This window comes from Burkholderiales bacterium, assembly GCA_035543335.1.
Lineage (GTDB): Bacteria > Pseudomonadota > Gammaproteobacteria > Burkholderiales > JAHFRG01 > JAHFRG01.
Genome location: DASZZH010000025.1, coordinates 185379 through 200396 on the forward strand (window position 1 = coordinate 185379; position 15018 = coordinate 200396).

Annotated in this window: 15 protein-coding genes; 8 read left to right on the forward strand and 7 right to left on the reverse strand. The window is 58.1% G+C overall.

The window, feature by feature from the left end; all coding sequences use genetic code 11:
• Positions 1–61: 61 nt before the first annotated feature.
• Both VHE58_06060 and VHE58_06065 read left to right on the forward strand, forming a co-directional pair.
• On the forward strand, positions 62–808 hold the full coding sequence (locus tag VHE58_06060) for an SDR family oxidoreductase (GenBank protein HVS26849.1): 747 nt from the start codon (positions 62–64) through the stop codon (positions 806–808).
• 190 nt (positions 809–998) lie between these two features.
• Positions 999–1205: a cold-shock protein gene (locus VHE58_06065; GenBank protein HVS26850.1), complete on the forward strand. Its 207-nt coding sequence runs from the start codon at positions 999–1001 to the stop codon at positions 1203–1205.
• Between the two features lie 503 nt (positions 1206–1708).
• On the opposite strand, the gene gloA is transcribed toward VHE58_06065, so the two are convergent.
• Both gloA and VHE58_06075 read right to left on the reverse strand, forming a co-directional pair.
• Positions 1709–2098 (reverse strand): lactoylglutathione lyase, encoded by a 390-nt coding sequence (gene gloA / locus VHE58_06070; protein HVS26851.1) that lies wholly within the window; start codon positions 2096–2098, stop codon positions 1709–1711.
• A 10-nt stretch (positions 2099–2108) separates the two neighbouring features.
• Positions 2109–2273, reverse strand: coding sequence for a rubredoxin (locus VHE58_06075; protein ID HVS26852.1), 165 nt, complete (start codon positions 2271–2273; stop codon positions 2109–2111).
• Between the two features lie 48 nt (positions 2274–2321).
• Here VHE58_06075 and VHE58_06080 point away from each other — a divergent pair, with 48 nt between their 5' ends.
• From VHE58_06080 to VHE58_06095, 4 genes are all read left to right on the forward strand, one after another.
• Complete coding sequence (locus VHE58_06080) at positions 2322–3155, forward strand: hydroxymethylpyrimidine/phosphomethylpyrimidine kinase (GenBank protein ID HVS26853.1); 834 nt, start codon at positions 2322–2324, stop codon at positions 3153–3155.
• A gap of 295 nt (positions 3156–3450) precedes the next feature.
• On the forward strand, positions 3451–4140 hold the full coding sequence (thiE, locus tag VHE58_06085) for a thiamine phosphate synthase (GenBank protein HVS26854.1): 690 nt from the start codon (positions 3451–3453) through the stop codon (positions 4138–4140).
• Positions 4137–5417 (forward strand): glutamate-1-semialdehyde 2,1-aminomutase, encoded by a 1281-nt coding sequence (hemL, locus tag VHE58_06090; protein HVS26855.1) that lies wholly within the window; start codon positions 4137–4139, stop codon positions 5415–5417. The genes thiE and hemL overlap by 4 nt, the downstream gene beginning before the upstream one ends.
• The gene (locus tag VHE58_06095; GenBank protein ID HVS26856.1) at positions 5414–6004 is read left to right on the forward strand and encodes a GNAT family N-acetyltransferase; all 591 of its coding nucleotides are present in this window, start codon (positions 5414–5416) and stop codon (positions 6002–6004) included. The genes hemL and VHE58_06095 overlap by 4 nt, the downstream gene beginning before the upstream one ends.
• Before the next feature lies 1 nt (position 6005).
• Here VHE58_06095 and ccsB read toward each other — a convergent pair whose 3' ends face one another.
• The 3 genes from ccsB to VHE58_06110 are packed head-to-tail and all read right to left on the reverse strand — an operon-like array spanning position 6006 to position 9870.
• Positions 6006–7151 carry a c-type cytochrome biogenesis protein CcsB gene (gene ccsB / locus VHE58_06100; GenBank protein HVS26857.1) on the reverse strand — a complete coding sequence of 382 codons (1146 nt, stop codon included), beginning with the start codon at positions 7149–7151 and terminating at the stop codon, positions 6006–6008.
• Between the two features lies 1 nt (position 7152).
• Positions 7153–9204 (reverse strand): cytochrome c biogenesis protein ResB, encoded by a 2052-nt coding sequence (locus VHE58_06105; protein ID HVS26858.1) that lies wholly within the window; start codon positions 9202–9204, stop codon positions 7153–7155.
• Between the two features lie 42 nt (positions 9205–9246).
• The gene (locus VHE58_06110; protein ID HVS26859.1) at positions 9247–9870 is read right to left on the reverse strand and encodes a c-type cytochrome; all 624 of its coding nucleotides are present in this window, start codon (positions 9868–9870) and stop codon (positions 9247–9249) included.
• A 125-nt stretch (positions 9871–9995) separates the two neighbouring features.
• Here VHE58_06110 and yihA point away from each other — a divergent pair, with 125 nt between their 5' ends.
• Positions 9996–10601 carry a ribosome biogenesis GTP-binding protein YihA/YsxC gene (gene yihA, locus VHE58_06115; GenBank protein ID HVS26860.1) on the forward strand — a complete coding sequence of 202 codons (606 nt, stop codon included), beginning with the start codon at positions 9996–9998 and terminating at the stop codon, positions 10599–10601.
• A 379-nt stretch (positions 10602–10980) separates the two neighbouring features.
• Entirely contained in the window at positions 10981–11982 is a 1002-nt protein-coding gene (gene hemB / locus VHE58_06120; protein ID HVS26861.1) for a porphobilinogen synthase, read from the forward strand.
• 7 nt (positions 11983–11989) lie between these two features.
• Here hemB and VHE58_06125 read toward each other — a convergent pair whose 3' ends face one another.
• A complete protein-coding gene (locus tag VHE58_06125; protein HVS26862.1) occupies positions 11990–12595 on the reverse strand; it encodes a UDP-N-acetylmuramate--alanine ligase in 606 nt (201 codons plus the stop codon).
• Between the two features lie 11 nt (positions 12596–12606).
• A complete protein-coding gene (locus tag VHE58_06130) occupies positions 12607–14940 on the reverse strand; it encodes a penicillin-binding protein 1A (protein HVS26863.1) in 2334 nt (777 codons plus the stop codon).
• Between the last annotated feature and the right edge of the window lie 78 nt (positions 14941–15018).

A 15018-nucleotide genomic window follows, 5' to 3' on the forward strand; every position in this document is an offset into this window, starting at 1 on the left:
CCGGGTTGTCGAGCGCGGCACAAATGGGGGCGAAGCGAGGCCTTGCGGCGTCGCCTGAACCATGAATAAAGTGATGGTCATCACCGGCGGCAGTCGCGGCATAGGCGCGGCTACCGCGCAGCTTGCCGCGGAGCGCGGCTACGCGGTGTGCGTTAACTATATTCACAACCGGGAATCCGCCGATGCCGTGGTCGGCGCAATCGAACGCGCCGGGGGGCGGGCCATCGCCGTGGCCGCCGACGTGGCTTCGGAATCCGAGGTAATCCTGCTGTTTGAAAGCGTAGACAAGAAACTGGGCCCAATCACCGCGCTGGTCAACAACGCCGGGATTCTGGAACAGCAAACGAGACTCGAGAACATGAGTGCCGCCCGTCTGAACCGTATCTTTTCTACAAACATCACCGGCTGTTTCTTGTGCGCGCGCGAAGCCGTGCGGCGCATGTCCACCAAACGCGGCGGCGCAGGCGGAGCGATTGTCAACGTGTCATCGTTCGCATCGCGCCTGGGCTCTCCCGGGGAATACGTGGACTACGCCGCTTCCAAAGGCGCCATTGATACGATGACCATAGGGCTGGCCAAGGAAGTCGCCGAAGAAGGCATTCGCGTGAATGCGGTGCGACCCGGCTTTATCTACACCGACATTCACGCCAGCGGCGGCGAACCGAACCGCGTGGATCGCGTCAAGGAATTGGTGCCGATGAAGCGTGGCGGCACACCTGTCGAGGTGGCCAGGGCGATTCTGTGGCTGCTATCGGATGAGGCTTCGTACACCACCGGGGTATTTATCGATGTGACCGGAGGCAAATAGCCGCCTGACACCACCGGCCAAGTTGTTTTGACAAGCGGGTATAAAGCGCGTATAACGTGCCGGGTGTTTAGTTTCAGGTGTTTGGGGTCTGAATTATTCTGGTTGTTGAATTTTCGTCCTTATTAAGCCTTGAGATTTAGACATCAGGCTTGTCCTGTTTTTTCAATTCAATTTAATTAAGGAACGTGAAATGACGACCGGAACTGTAAAGTGGTTTAACGACTCGAAAGGCTTTGGTTTCATCACCCCGGATGGTGGCGGAGAAGATTTATTCGCCCACTTCTCGGCAATCAACATGCAAGGCTTCAAAACCCTCAAAGAAGGGCAGAAAGTGTCCTTTGAGATCACCGAGGGGAATAAAGGCAAGAAGCAAGCGTCCAATATTCAGGCCGCGTAAACCGCTCAAGCATTTCAGCAATAAAGAAGCCGGGCTTATGCCCGGCTTTTTTTCTGGCGGAACAGGGCAGGCTTACGCACGCGGCGGAGATGCTGGAAATTAAAAGCTGAACCGCAAAGGACGCGAAGAAAAATCAAGTTTGGATGGCGCAATTCGAGCCCTGATCGGCTCCCCCAACAGAGCAAATCTGGCTGCTAAGGGTGGCGCTAAGCTAACGTTTAAGGTTAGCAGGGTGTTGAAAAACTCTCCGGGAGCCGCGTTTGACACGAAAAATGCTCAGATGCAAGGCGCGCGACGAAGGTCGTAGCCAGGACTACGATGCCGAGGAGCGCAACGCAGCATATGGGCATTTTTCGTGCAAACCCGGCTGGGGCGTGGCTTTCCGGGCGGTCTGCTTTGTCGCTCGCCTTGCGAATAGGCAACGGCTATTCGACGCGGCTCGCTTCGCGCATCCCATCCCGGAAAGCCGACGCCGTGGCCCCGTGGAGTTCTTCAACACCCTGCTAGCCGGGCTTCTTCTGGATGAACTCAATTTTGTAGCCGTCCGGGTCTTCGATGAAAGCGATCACCGTCGTGCCGTGCTTCATGGGTCCCGCTTCGCGCGTGACTTTGCCGCCGCGCTTTTTCACTTCCTCGCACGCCCGGTAGGCGTCCGGCACTTCGATGGCGACATGGCCGTAGGCGTTGCCGAGATCATATTGAGCGGTATCCCAGTTGTGAGTAAGTTCTAGCACCGCGGTGCGGTCCTCGTTGCCATAGCCGACAAACGCCAGCGTGAAACGGCCGTCGGGATAATCGTGCCGGCGCAGCACTTTCATATCCAATACCTGAGTGTAAAAATCAATCGACCGCTGCAGATTGCCCACACGCAGCATGGTGTGCATTATCCTCATTCTGGTCCCTTCAGATTTCCACCATCTCAAAATCTTCCTTGCGCGCGCCGCATTCGGGACAGGTCCAGTTTGGCGGAAGGTCTTCCCATTTTGTCCCCGGCGCAATGCCTTCTTCAGGCAAGCCCGCGGCCTCATCATAGATGAAACCGCAGATCAGGCACATATAAGTTTTCATGGGGCTCGCGGTTTAAGTTAAAATGCCATTTTAAACGAAATCCCCTGCATGTCTCAGCCCCCGCCCATCGTGTTGTGCTTCGGCGCCACCGATCCTTCCGGCGGCGCGGGATTACAGGCTGACATCATGACGCTCTCCAGCATGGGCTGCCATCCCTTGTCCATTGTCACCGCCGTCACGATTCAAGACAGCGCGGGCGTGGAGGATTTGCTTGCGCTCGATCCGGAGTGGGTCGCCGACCAGGCGCGCTGTGTGCTGGAAGACATGGCGGTGTCCACGTTCAAGATTGGTTTGCTTGGAAGCGTGGAAATCACCGCGGCAATCGCCGAGGTCGTCTCGGACTATCCAGACATTCCGCTGGTGCTCGATCCGGTGCTGGCTTCGGGGCGCGGCGAGGAGCTTGCCAGCGAGGAAATGATTGCGGCGATGAAGGAACTTTTGATTCCGCAGACTACCCTGATTACACCGAACAGCATGGAAGCGCGGCGCCTGGCTCTGAAAGATAACAACGACAGCGACGACCCGGGCCTTTCCGAATGCGCGCAGCGGCTCTTGGACCTGGGCTGTGAATACGTGCTGATCACCGGCACGCATGAAAACACGCCGCAGGTGATCAACACGCTTTACGCGCAGGAGGGCGTTCTGCGCAACGATTCCTGGGAGCGGCTGCCGGGCAGTTATCACGGTTCCGGCTGCACTCTGGCCGCAGCGGTCGCGGCGACGCTTGCCAACGGCTTGAGCATTTCCGAGGCGGTGCGCGACGCGCAGGAATACACCTGGCATGCGCTGAAAGCGGCGTTCCGCCCGGGCATGGGGCAATACATTCCCGACCGCCTGTTCTGGGCGCGCGAAGAAGAAAATGGTGAAACCGGGCAGGATTAGGGAGCCTCTGATTAAGTCCTTCGTGAGCCGCGTTGCAGACAAAATGCGGATGGATGTAAGGCGCGCGACGAAGGTCGTAGCTAGGACTACGACACCGAGGAGGGCCCGCGTAGCGTCGCACCTGCAAAGCTGTGCAGCGAAACGGGTCATAGCTCGCCGTATTACAGTTTCATGCACGGGCCAGCGCTCGCCTACGCGGTCGCACGTGCCGAGGCTCCACGCTTCGCGAGTCCAAGTCCGGGGCGCCTTTCCGGGCGGTCTGCTTTGTCGCTCGGCTTGCCAAGGGGAGTGACCCTTGGCTGCGCCTCGCTTCGCGCATCCCCTCCCGGAAAGCCGCCGTCGCAACCACGCGGGACCTAATCAGAGGCTCCGTGGTCTTTACGCGATTACGCCCAACGAGGCCGACACTCCAAAGCTGATTCACCAGGTGAAACTCGCGCTCGAAGGCGGGACGCGCTGGGTGCAGTATCGAAATAAAAGCGCAAACAACAAGCTCAGGCGGCGACAGGCGGAAGCGCTCGCCGCGTTGTGCAGCCAGTTCGGCGCCGCGCTCATCATCAATGATGATATCGAACTCACCCGGGCGTGCAATGCGCATGGCGCGCACCTGGGCCGGGAAGACGCATCGCTGGCGACCGCAAGAAGCTTGCTTGGGAAAAACAAAATCATCGGCGCATCGTGCTATGACCAGATCGAGCGTGCCATTGAAGCCGAAGCGCAAGGCGCGGATTATGTCGCCTTCGGCAGTTTCCATCCGTCTTCGGTCAAGTCCCACACTGTGCGGCCGCAAGTGCAATTGCTGGCCCAGGCCAGGACAAAACTTTCGGCGCCGATTGTGGCGGTTGGCGGAATTACATTGGAAAATGCGGGCGTGTTGATAGAAGCGGGAGCGGACGCCGTGGCGGTCATCAGCGCCTTGTTCAACGCGCCCGACATCAAGACGGCGGCCAAAAAATTTAACTGCTTGTTTGCCAGCCGGCAATGACCAACGAGGAATTATTTCAGCGGTCGCAGCAATTCATCCCGGGCGGCGTGAATTCGCCGGTGCGCGCATACCAATCGGTGGGCGGCGTTCCGCGCTTTATCGCACGCGGCCAGGGCGCGACGGTTTTGGACGCGGAAGGGAAAAGCTATATCGACTACGTCGGCTCGTGGGGGCCGCTGATAGTCGGCCATGCCCATCCTGAAGTGGTCGCCGCCGTGCAACAAGCGGCGGAACGCGGCTTGAGCTTTGGCGCCCCCACCGCAACCGAACTGGAAATGGCCGAGTTGCTGTGCAGGTTGGTACCCTCCATGGAGCAGGTGCGGCTCACCAGTTCCGGCACCGAAGCGACGATGAGCGCCATCCGCCTCGCGCGCGGCTTCACCCAAAGAAGCCGCATTATCAAGTTCGCCGGCTGTTATCACGGCCACGCCGATGCGCTTCTGGTCAAGGCCGGCTCGGGGGCGCTCACTTTCGGCCAGCCCGATTCCGCCGGCGTGCCCGTCGAGACTGCCGCGCACACTTTGGTACTTGAATATAACGACAGCGCAGCGGTGGAAAAAACCATGAGCGAATTCGGCAATCAAATCGCCGCGGTGATAGTCGAGCCGGTGGCCGGCAACATGAATCTGGTCAAGCCCAGGCCCGAATTCCTGCAAACGCTCCGGCGCCTCTGCACCCGACACGGCGTGCTGCTGATTTTCGACGAAGTGATGACCGGATTTCGCGTGGGCCTCGGTGGCGCGCAAGGGCTTTATGCAATCAAACCCGAACTCACCACGCTCGGGAAAATCATCGGCGGCGGCATGCCGTTGGGCGCATTTGGCGGCAGACGCGACATCATGCAATGGCTGGCGCCCCTGGGTCCGGTATACCATGCGGGAACACTCTCAGGCAACCCGGTGGCGGTGGCCGCGGGGCTCGCCACGCTTAAACTTGTTCAAGCGCCCGGTTTTTACCAAAAACTTTCCGGGGTGGCCGAACGTCTCACCGCCGGCTTGAGCGCCGCCGCCCACAAGCACGGACTGGCTTTTTCAGCGCAAGCCGCAGGCGGAATGTTCGGCATTTATTTCCGCCCAAACCCGCCGCAAAGCTTTGCCGAAGTCATACAGTGTAACCAAGTCCTGTTTAACCGCTTCTTTCACGCCATGCTCGACCGGAGTGTTTATTTTGCTCCTTCGGCGTTTGAAGCCGGCTTCGTTTCCAGCGCGCACGGCGACGAGGAAATCGCCGCCACGCTCGCCGCGGCGGAACAGGTTTTCGCCGGCCTTAAATCATGACCGTGTTGACCAAGCAGTTGTCGACGTTGAGCCGGGAGGCGTTGCGCCAGCATTTTTTTGCGCTCCCCGCCGACGATATCCGCCTGCGCTTTGGCAGCAGCATGAGCAGGGAGGGTATCGACACTTATGTTGACAAGATCGATTTCGACCGCGACGCGGTGTTCGGGGTGTTCGATGAAAACCTGCGGTTGGTCGGGGTCGCGCACCTGGCCCTCGACCCGGAACACGATGTGGCGGAATTCGGGGTGAGCGTTTTGCTCGGCCGTCGCCGGCAGGGCATCGGCTCGGCGCTGTTTCAGCGCGCCGAGGCACACGCAAGGAACCACTACATCAAGACGCTGTTCATACACTGCCTTACCGAAAACCAGCCGATAATGCACATCGCGCAAAAATCAGGAATGCGAGTGGTGACGGGCGCCGGCGAATCCGACGCGCATCTGGAATTGTCGCCGCCTGCGCCAGCGAACGTCGTAAGCGAATTGATGGAGGAACGGGTTGCACTGTGGGACATCGCCATGAAAGCGCAATTTCTCTCGGCGAAAAAGATCGCCCGGGCGATGGCGGGGAAAAGCGAAAGATCAGTCTGAACTACAGCGTGCCGTAGGAATGCAGGCCGCTCAGAAACATGTTGACGCCGAGAAAAGCAAACAGGGTGACGAATAGCCCCGCCACCGCCCACCAAGCCAGCAGCGCTCCGCGCAACCCCTTGACCAAACGGATGTGCAGCCACGCGGCGTAATTGAGCCAAACGATCAAAGCCCAGGTTTCCTTCGGGTCCCACGACCAGTAGCCGCCCCAGGCTTCCGCCGCCCACATCGCGCCGAGAATGGTGGCGATGGTGAAAAAAGCAAAGCCGATGGCGATGGCCTTGTACATCAAGTCATCCAGCACCTCCGCTGGCGGCAGATAAGCGGCCAGTCTGCCTGCCGCCACCAGCAGATAAGCCACGCCTACCATTGCCGCGAGCGAGAACGAGCCGTAGCCGATGAAATTCGCCGGCACGTGGATTTTCATCCAGTACGATTGCAGCGCCGGCACCAGCGGCTGGATGTGCTGCGCTTCGCGGTCAAACGTGTACCACAAAAGAAACCCCACCGCCGCGGTAATCACCGGCAGCACGAAAGCGCCGAGTTGCTTGGTCGCGTAACGCCGCTCGTAGTATAGGTACAACAGCGCAGTGATGATGCAAAACAGGATGAACACTTCGTACAGATTGCTGATGGGGATGTGCCCCACATCGGCTCCGATGAGATATGACTCATACCAGCGGGTGAGCATGCCGCTCAAACCCATCGCCAGCGCGCTCCAGGTCAGGCCGCTGGCCACGCTGCCCGCAAAAGCGGAACGGGCGATAAGCGCAAGCCAGTAGGCAAAGGTCGCCATTACGAACAACGCGCTCATCCACATGATGGCGGACTGGCTGGAGAACAGGTATTTCAGCCAAAACACCTGGCCGGCGCGGGCGAGACTGCCCTGGTACTCAAAAATCGAGAACAGGCTCGCTGCGGCGATGACCATGAGCAGGGTGCGCAGCGGCTTCCAGTACCAGCCCAGGACGCTGAATATCACTACGGCGCCCAAAAGGAAGCCTTTCTCGTAGGCATCCATGTAGTCGCCGTAGAGGCGCAACGCAGTCACCCCGCCCGTGATGAGCAGCAGCGCGTAGGCCCAGTCGAACCAGGCGAGGTTCTTGAAGAAAGACCTGCGCGCGGGATAGTCCTGGGTTAACTCCATTTTATTCCTTGATGAGTGCGGCGATTGCTTGCCGATGGCGCTCAAATTCGTGCTCGAAGTCCAGCGTCTTGCGGTTGCTGGACATGGCGAATAACAGATTACCGTGTTTGACCAACAACCAGATGCGGCGTTCCCGCAGGTAGAGCATGGCGAACACGCCCAGTACCAGCAGCACCGATCCGGTATATACGATATTCTTACCCGGCGAGCGGGTCAATTGCAGTCCGCTCGCCTTGACTTCCTGGTAGTCCGCGAGCTGCAGATAAACCGGTGCGCCGTAGATGAAGCTGTCGTTGATGGCATTCAAGGCGTCGCCCACAAACAGCACAGTCTGGTCGTTGATTGCCGCCGGCTTCAAGCCCGCGTCGCGGCGCACCATTTGCAGCGCCTCGACTGCCGCGCTTTGCAGAATCTTGACATAAATCGTTGCGACTTTCTCCTGCTCCAGCTGCGGCACCGATTCCTTGAGAAACGCATCGAGCGCGGCATAGCCGTCGCGGACGAACATCTCCAGGACTTTTTCGGTGCTGGCAGTGAGCTTGCTACGCATGGTTTCACTCACCGCATCCCCCTGCATGGCGGTGGCCGCGAACCGGCGCGCGATTTCGTCCCCCGCCTTGGGGTCAAACAACAGCGCCCGCAGTTGCATGTAAGTGTCCAGCGTGCCCTGTTCATCCAGCGGCAGGCGCAAATAGCGGAACGGTTCGTTGGGATCGGAACGCACACCACTTAACATAAAGCCGCGATTATCGATTTGCACCGGCAGCATGTAGTTGTTGAATTCCATAGCCTGGCCTTGCGCGTCGCGAAGTTTATACTGGAAGCTCGGCCCGACATTGCGCAACTGTTTGTTGCCCTCAATATTCGCCGCGGGACCCAGCAATTTTCGCGAGAGTCCCGCTTCCTGGGGCATGTCGCGTCCGCCTATGTTCTCGACGTTGAACGGACGGAAGTCGGTGAATTCCACGTCGTATGCGTTGTTTTCCGTGACCAGGGGCGCCACCTCATGCACCTTGCCCTGCAATCGGGAAGGCTTGCTGGTTTTGGATAACAGCGGCCACACCTGGAGATTCAGGCGGGTGCCGCCGTCGGAAAAACTCGCCTGGTAAATGGCGACGCCCCGGTAAATCAGCGGGTGGTTGACGGTGATGGTGTGTTCAAAGGATTTCCCCGTTTCCCTGTCGGTCACGACCAAATCGCTGGCGAAGGTTTTGGGCTGGCCGGTGCTGTAATGCTCGATGTAAAACTTTTTCACCCCGATGCCGAAGGGCAGCTCCTGCACCATGTAGCCGTCGCGCACGTTGAGGAACGCCACGTCGGCGCTTGCGCCTTCCGGGATGGTGACATTGCCGCGGAACGAAAGATTGGAAGAGGACAAGCGGCTTTGTGGCGGCACCTGGCTTTGCGGGACGTCGCGTGTTTCGATGGTTTTGTTCCCGAGCCATTCCTGCAGTTTCAACGGTACATTGCCGTCCATCAGCCCGCCGATGCAGATAATCACGACTGCCGCATGCGCGAAAATATAGCCCAGGCGCTGCAGGCTCTCGGTCTTTGCTGCAACCAGCAATCCATCCTGACCCGATGCATTGGTCTTGCAGCGATAGCCCCGGGCGCCGAGGTAAGCAGCGGCGCGCAGGGCTACCGCGTCCGGCTTCAATGCATGGGAGAACTCCGCGCGATGGGCGAACAGCCGTAAGGATTTTTCCGTTGCGTGCTCGCGGAAACTTCTCATCTCGCGCAGCATCAGCGGCCCGTTGCGGTAAACGCACAGGCTGGTGGAAGCGACCAGAAAACACAGTATCGCCAGAAACCAGCCGACATGATACACGTCATAAAGCCCGAGCTTCTCGAACAAGGCAAACCAGAACTGGCCGAATTGCGTGATGTAGTTGGGATACGGCTCGTTTTGCCGCAGCACCGTCCCTATCACCGAAGCGATGCCGAGCACGGTGAGCAGGCTGATGGCAAAGCGCATCGAGCTTAACAGCTCATACCAGGCTTGACTTAAATTAGAGGCAGGCTTGACCATGATGCGGACAAAAGAGGGTGACACGAGTCACCCTTTTTTAGTTTCGTCGGGCGTTGAAAAAGAATTTTAGCGCAGTCCGGAAATGTATTCCGCCACCGCGCGCATTTCCTGGTCGGTGAGCTTGACGGCGATGGCGCGCATCATCTTGCTGTTGTCGTCCGCCCGCTCGCCACTCTTGAACGCTCTCAACTGAGCAATCACATATTCCGCGTGTTGTCCGGAAAGGCGCGGAAACTGCGAGGGAATGCCGGCGCCGTTCGGCGTGTGGCAGCCGGCACAGGCGGGAACGGCCGAGGCCGCATTGCCGCCACGGTAAATTTTCTGTCCGAGCGCCACCAGCTCCTTGTCCCTGGCCATGCCCGGCTTGGGTTTCTTCCCGCCGAAATAGGCGCCCAGGTTTTTCATGTCTTCTGGTGTAAGATTGGCGACCATGCCGCCCATCACCGCGCTTTTGCGTTCACCGGATTTGAAACTCAAAAGCTGCTTGGTAAGATACTCGGGATATTGCCCGGCCAGGTTGGGGTTCGCCGAAATCGTACTGTTGCCGTCCGTGCCATGACAAGCAGCGCAAACTTGGTTCACGATGGGTTGCGCTTTCGCCGGGTCCGCCTCGCGTAACGCAGGTTCGGCAAAAACGGGAAATACCGCCATCATTCCCGCAGCCGCCACCAGCGCAATGGATGCGTTCATCCGCGCGAACTCCTTAAATGTATTAGCCGCACATTTTATATCAGCTTGGCATACACGCGCTATCCGCCAGGCGCTTAGGAATTACCGTCGCAACCGCGCGGGATTTAATCAGAGGTTCTCCAGCTTTGAGTAAATTCACGTCCCTATCCCAGCAAGCTTCATTTTTTGTTTCCGTCACGGATTGGCGCGACTTGCCGCCGGAGGATGGCGCGGAGATCGCTTTCGCCGGCCGCTCCAATGTCGGCAAATCCAGCGCCATTAACGCGCTAACCCGGCGTCGCAGTCTTGCTTATGTTGCAAAAACACCGGGGCGCACCCGGCAAATCAATTTTTTCAGATTGGACGATAACGGTTATCTGGTCGATCTACCGGGTTATGGCTACGCCAAGGTGCCGGAAGCCATCAGCAGGCGCTGGGAATTGCTTTTAAGTAAGTACTTGCAAACCAGAATCAGTTTGATCGGCCTAGTGCTCGTTCTGGACGCGCGACATCCCTTAACGCCGCTGGACCAACAGATGCTGGACTGGTTTGCCCCCACCGGCAAGCCGGTGCTTATCCTTTTGAGCAAGGCAGACAAACTGACTAGACAGCAAGCAAATCGCACTTTGCGTAAAGTAAACGACTTGCTGGCGCAATTCTATCCCTGCTCTACCGCGCAGCTTTTTTCCAGCGCCACGCACACCGGGCTGGTCAAAGCCGAAGAAGTTTTGGCTCAATGGCTGAAGCGCTGACGGAGACTTAATTCCAAGCCTTTAAAATAAAAAACCCCCGGCTAAAGGGGAGTAAAACCGGGGGCGAAACGCCTTAATAGGATTAAGGCACCCGCTCAGGGAGGAGAAGCGGGAGACGAAAAAAATCGTCTGCAATTGAGATTACTTCCCCAGCCCACAAGTTCCCCTCCCGATTAAAAAAAAACTATTTTACTATCAATTACTTATTTCCACAAACGAAAGGGCATATGCATGGTGTAAGTAAGCCGGTAGTGGCTTTATTTTAAAACACCCGATCCACAAAAAAACTCTACTTTCTCACCTGCATGCCTGGTTTCCGTCATGTGCTGGATTGTGTCAATATAGCGGCCTGCCTTTACCCGACCAAGCCATGCAGACCTTGGGCAAATATCCGAACAAAAGAATGCGCAGAATGCGCCACGATGATTTCTCGCGCCGCTTGATGCGGGAAAACCGCCTGAGCGCAGATGATCTGATATATCCGGTTTTCGTTGTGGACGGCAAAAACCGCGCTGAGGCCGTGCCCTCAATGCCGGGAATAGTGCGGCAGACGCAGGATAGATTGCTGAAACAGGTGGAAGCCTGCGTAAAACTGGGTATCCCTGCAATTGCGCTCTTCCCGGTGATCGAGCCCAAGCTCAAGACACCGGATGCGAAAGAAGCGTTTAACCCCAAAGGCTTGGTCCCGCGCGTGGTGAACGCGATGAAAAAGCGTTTCCCCAAGCTGGGGGTGATTACCGATATCGCGCTTGATCCCTATACCAGTCACGGTCAGGACGGGCTGCTCGACAAGTCCGGATACGTGATGAACGATGCAACAGTGGCGGCGCTGGCGAAACAGGCGCTGACGCACGCTGAAGCCGGCGTGGATATCGTCGCGCCTTCCGACATGATGGATGGGCGCATCGGCGCCATCCGCCAGGCGCTCGACTCCAAGGGTTTCATTCACACGCGCATTCTCGCCTACTCGGCCAAGTATGCATCCAATTTTTACGGACCTTTTCGGGATGCAGTGGGTTCGGCGACCAATCTGGGCGGCGGCGACAAATACACCTACCAAATGGATCCGGCGAACAGCGATGAAGCGCTGTGGGAAGTCGGCCTCGATTTGCAGGAAGGCGCTGACATGGTGATGGTGAAGCCGGGTTTACCTTATCTCGACCTCGTCCGCCGGGTGAAGGACGAGTTCAAGGCCCCGACGTTCGTCTATCAGGTGAGCGGCGAATACGCGATGCTGAAAGCGGCGGCGAAAAACGGCTGGCTCTCCGAAAAGGAGTGCGTGCTGGAAACGCTGCTGGCCTTCAAGCGCGCCGGTGCCGACGCTATTCTCACTTATTTTGCGCTCGACGCGGCGCGCTGGCTTGCCGAAGAGCGGCGCTAGAAGCCAGTCAAAGCCGAAGCAAGTTTTCCACCACCACGGCTCGGGCGCGCTCCAGGGGTTTGCCGTCGGGTGAAGTTTTCAAAGCGTGGCGCTGGTCATTGGTGGCAAAAACCGCAATTTTCACTTCGACGTCCTCTCCCTCCACCGTAAACAAAGGTATCGTCTGCAGTTCTTCGCCCACATACAGCCGCCTCTCGCCTCTTTTATAGGGAATCTGCCGGTTCAATAGAAACAGTTCGACATCTTTCACGCTGTCCACAAAGAGTTGCAGATTGACATCTGAATGCCGGCCCGCGGTGCCGGAAAGCACCGAGCCGGTCAAATGCGGATTGAAATCCTTAAGCAAACGCATCATCGACAGCGCCTGCTTGCGCAGGTGCTTAAGCACCGTCCGCTGCTCCTCGCCCTGGTAGAGCGACTGATAAGCGCGCAGCGCTTCCTCCACTTCCTCATTGGTGGGAAGCTCGCGCAAATTGGCTACGCCCGCCTGGTACGCCGCCTTGCGCTTGGCCAAGCCAAAATCGGCGATACCGTCCTGCGCCATCAGCCGCGCAGCCTGGTGCGCGATGCGGCTGCGCAAGTGTTGTCGCTTAAGTCCTGAGTCTCTAGGCATCGCCCCCTCGTCTAGAACAACTGATTCTTGATTTCTTCCGGCGGCTTGCCCGGATTGAGCGGGTTGCCGCCCAGACCAAATTCCTGTTCCGACGGCAGATTCTCTTGGTAAAAATATTCGATGATACCGTTATTGTTTTCCGGGTCACGCAAGCCGGTGTCCGGATTGATGCGCGCGGTCATGACGCCGTCCGGTATAGGATAAGTTGCTTCCGGCACGCCTTTCAGCACTTTCCCCATATACTCCATCCAGATGGGCAGCGCCGCCATCGAGCCGGTTTCTTTTTCTCCCAGCGGGTGCGGCTGATCAAAGCCGATCCACGACACCGCCACCAGAGTTGTGTAGTAGCCCGCAAACCAGGCGTCCACGTTTTCGTTGGTGGTGCCGGTCTTCCCGGCCAGATCTTTGCGTCCGAGTTGCATCGCACGCACCCCGGTGCCCTGACGGATCACGTCCTGCATCATCGTGGTCACGATAAAGGCGTTGCGTGCGTCGATCACCCTCTGCGCGCCTTCACCGGGACGCTCCGGCTTCGCCTGCGCAATCACATTGCCGCGCTCATCCTGGATGCGGTCGATGTAATACGGCGTTATACGATAGCCGCCGTTGGCAAACACCGCATAGCCTGCGATCATCTGCCAAAGCGTGGCCGAACCCGCGCCCAGCGCCATGGTGAGATAAGGCGGATGTTGCTTGGGGTCGAAACCGAAGCGCGTGACGTAATCCTGGGCATATTGCGGCGTGATGGCCTGCAAGATGCGTATGGACACCAGGTTTTTGGAGCGGGCCAGCGCCATGCGCAGTCGTATCGGCCCATCGTAGCCGCCTTCGTAGTTTCGCGGCTCCCAGTCCTGGTTGCCGGTCTGTGCGGGATCCACCACCAGAGGCGCATCGTTAATCACGGTGGCCGGCGTAAAGCCTTTTTCCAGCGCGGCCGAGTAAATGAAGGGCTTGAAGCTCGACCCCGGCTGGCGCCAAGCCTGGGTCACATGGTTGAATTTACTGCGGTTGAAATCAAAACCGCCCACCAAAGCGCGGATCGCGCCATCTTGCGGGTTCAAGGACACCAGTGCCGCTTCCACTGCTGGCAGCTGGCTGATTTGCCACTGGTCGCGCTCGTCTTTCTGTACGCGTATCAGGGTGCCCCTGCGGATGCGCTGGTTGGGTTTGGCCCTTGCACCGATGTTCTTCGCCACAAATTTCAGGCGGTCGCCGGTGATTTCTACGATATCACCCCCCTTGCGGTAAGCTTTGACCGATTTTTGACTCGCTTCCAGCGCCACTGCGGGAATCAAATCATCGCTTTCGCTCACCTCGGACAACGCATCTTCCATGATGTCCTCGGCTTCATCCTGATTTTGCGGCAATTCAATATAGCCTTCCGGGCCGCGGTAGCCGTGGCGGCGGTCGTAATCCATCACCCCCTTGCGCAGCGCGCTATACGCCGCGTCCTGATGGGATTTCAGCACCGTGGTATAAACATTGAAGCCCTTGGTGTAGGCCTCGTCCTGGTAGCGCTCGACCATCGCCTGCCGTACCATCTCGGCCACGTAGTCCGCGTGCAGGACGAAATCCTGCTGTTCGCGCCTCACTACAATCGGGTCCTGGTCGGCTGGTCTGAATTGCTCGTCGCCAATCAGCTTGAGTTCGAGCATGCGCCGCAGAACATATTGTTGCCGTTGCTTGGCGCGCTTCGGGTTGGAGATGGGATTGTCGCGCGAGGGCGCCTTGGGCAGACCGGCCAGCATCGCCATTTCTCCCAAGCTCAGCTTGTCCAGTGGCTTGCCGAAATAGGCCTGGGCGGCGGCGGCGAAACCGTAGGCGCGCTGACCAAGATAAATCTGGTTAATGTAGATCTCGAGAATCTGGTCTTTGGTCAAATTGCCCTCGATCTTGAACGCAAGCAGCGCCTCGTTGAATTTGCGCGCCAGGGTCTTTTCCTTGGTCAGGAAGAAATTGCGTGCCACCTGCATGGTGATGGTGCTCGCCCCCTGGCGCGTGGCGCCGGAGGCAAAATTCGAATAAGCCGCGCGCAGCACCCCCAGATAATCCACTCCGCCATGCTGGTAAAAGCGTTCGTCCTCGGCAGCGAGGATCGCCTGTTGCATCTGCTTGGGGACGCGGTCTATTTTCACCAGGTTGCGCCGCTCTTCGCCGAATTCCCCGATCAGGTAGCCGTCCGCGCTATACACCCGCAGGGGTATTTTCGGCTGGTATTGGGTCAGTGCCTCTAGCGAGGGCAGACTGGGGTAGGCCAGGATGGCGGCAAAACCGAGAAGAAGGGCACCAGCCAGCCCGAATCCCAAACCAGCCAATATGAGGTAGCTCAGCCACCGAGCAAACATGAAAGGGTTTATTCTTAAAAAGAGGGCAGTTTTAAAAATTTTCGGAATTATAGGCACTATAGGCCGCAAAAGATATTG

Coding starts and splice junctions, on each gene's coding strand:
- VHE58_06060 (HVS26849.1), top strand. CDS start 62: ATGAATAAAGTGATGGTCATCACCGGCGGCAGTCGCGGCATAGGCGCG.
- VHE58_06065 (HVS26850.1), top strand. CDS start 999: ATGACGACCGGAACTGTAAAGTGGTTTAACGACTCGAAAGGCTTTGGT.
- gloA (HVS26851.1), bottom strand. CDS start 2,098: ATGAGGATAATGCACACCATGCTGCGTGTGGGCAATCTGCAGCGGTCG.
- VHE58_06075 (HVS26852.1), bottom strand. CDS start 2,273: ATGAAAACTTATATGTGCCTGATCTGCGGTTTCATCTATGATGAGGCC.
- VHE58_06080 (HVS26853.1), top strand. CDS start 2,322: ATGTCTCAGCCCCCGCCCATCGTGTTGTGCTTCGGCGCCACCGATCCT.
- hemL (HVS26855.1), top strand. CDS start 4,137: ATGACCAACGAGGAATTATTTCAGCGGTCGCAGCAATTCATCCCGGGC.
- VHE58_06095 (HVS26856.1), top strand. CDS start 5,414: ATGACCGTGTTGACCAAGCAGTTGTCGACGTTGAGCCGGGAGGCGTTG.
- ccsB (HVS26857.1), bottom strand. CDS start 7,151: ATGGAGTTAACCCAGGACTATCCCGCGCGCAGGTCTTTCTTCAAGAAC.
- VHE58_06110 (HVS26859.1), bottom strand. CDS start 9,870: ATGAACGCATCCATTGCGCTGGTGGCGGCTGCGGGAATGATGGCGGTA.
- VHE58_06125 (HVS26862.1), bottom strand. CDS start 12,595: ATGCCTAGAGACTCAGGACTTAAGCGACAACACTTGCGCAGCCGCATC.
- VHE58_06130 (HVS26863.1), bottom strand. CDS start 14,940: ATGTTTGCTCGGTGGCTGAGCTACCTCATATTGGCTGGTTTGGGATTC.